At 51.1% G+C, this 1026-nt stretch carries 8 tRNA genes and 2 rRNA genes (1 of these 10 cut by a window edge); all 10 read right to left on the bottom strand.

Annotated elements, in window-relative coordinates:
* Positions 1 to 47: 47 nt before the first annotated feature.
* A tRNA-Thr gene (locus ACFVFS_RS40405) sits at positions 48 to 123 on the bottom strand.
* A 3-nt stretch (positions 124 to 126) separates the two neighbouring features.
* Positions 127 to 202 (bottom strand) — tRNA-Phe (locus ACFVFS_RS40400).
* Between the two features lie 35 nt (positions 203 to 237).
* Positions 238 to 314: transfer RNA gene (locus ACFVFS_RS40395), tRNA-Asp, on the bottom strand.
* Positions 315 to 325: 11 nt separating this feature from the next.
* A tRNA-Met gene (locus tag ACFVFS_RS40390) sits at positions 326 to 402 on the bottom strand.
* A 9-nt stretch (positions 403 to 411) separates the two neighbouring features.
* Positions 412 to 487 (bottom strand) — tRNA-Val (locus tag ACFVFS_RS40385).
* A 10-nt stretch (positions 488 to 497) separates the two neighbouring features.
* Positions 498 to 569, bottom strand: a tRNA-Glu gene (locus ACFVFS_RS40380).
* A gap of 34 nt (positions 570 to 603) precedes the next feature.
* Positions 604 to 694: transfer RNA gene (locus tag ACFVFS_RS40375), tRNA-Ser, on the bottom strand.
* A gap of 5 nt (positions 695 to 699) precedes the next feature.
* Positions 700 to 774 (bottom strand) — tRNA-Asn (locus ACFVFS_RS40370).
* A 9-nt stretch (positions 775 to 783) separates the two neighbouring features.
* Positions 784 to 899 (bottom strand): 5S ribosomal RNA (gene rrf / locus ACFVFS_RS40365).
* Positions 900 to 949: 50 nt separating this feature from the next.
* Positions 950 to 1026: ribosomal RNA gene (locus tag ACFVFS_RS40360) — 23S ribosomal RNA — on the bottom strand (it continues 2853 nt past the right edge of the window).

Raw genomic sequence — 1026 nt, 5'->3', positions numbered from 1 at the left:
CTTATGGCTCTTATTACAATAGACTCATATAGTATAACATATAAAGGTGGTGCCGGCAAGAGGACTTGAACCCCCAACCTACTGATTACAAGTCAGTTGCTCTACCAATTGAGCTACACCGGCAAATGGTGGCTCGGGACGGAATCGAACCGCCGACACACGGATTTTCAGTCCGTTGCTCTACCAACTGAGCTACCGAGCCAAATGTTTTATTTTTCTCTACTAAGTAAAGTAAAATGGCGGTCCGGACGGGACTCGAACCCGCGACCTCCTGCGTGACAGGCAGGCATTCTAACCAACTGAACTACCGGACCATTTTAAAATTTGGTTGCGGGGGCAGGATTTGAACCTGCGACCTTCGGGTTATGAGCCCGACGAGCTACCGAACTGCTCCACCCCGCGATGATATAATGGTGGAGGATGACGGGCTCGAACCGCCGACCCTCTGCTTGTAAGGCAGATGCTCTCCCAGCTGAGCTAATCCTCCATCATATAAGTGACCCGTACGGGATTCGAACCCGTGTTACCGCCGTGAAAGGGCGGTGTCTTAACCGCTTGACCAACGGGCCCAGACTTTCAATTGTAATTATGTATAAGTATCAGTGGCGGAGAGCAAGGGATTCGAACCCTTGAGACGGGGTTACCGCCTACACGATTTCCAATCGTGCTCCTTCGGCCACTCGGACAGCTCTCCATAAATGGCTCCGCAGGTAGGATTCGAACCTACGACCGATCGGTTAACAGCCGATAGCTCTACCACTGAGCTACTGCGGAATGAAGTCTGCCTGGCGATGTCCTACTCTCACAGGGGGAAACCCCCGACTACCATCGGCGCTGAAGAGCTTAACTTCCGTGTTCGGTATGGGAACGGGTGTGACCTCTTCGCTATCGCCACCAAACCATTGAGAGTGTTCTCTCAAAACTAGATAACAGTAAGCATACATTCAAATTGGTTAAGTCCTCGATCGATTAGTATCTGTCAGCTCCATGTGTCGCCACACTTCCACCTCAGACCTATCAACCTGA

This window comes from Kitasatospora sp. NPDC057692 (assembly GCF_042799475.1).
Lineage (GTDB): Bacteria > Actinomycetota > Actinomycetes > Streptomycetales > Streptomycetaceae > Kitasatospora.
This window is presented reverse-complemented; position numbering and strand designations above follow the sequence as displayed.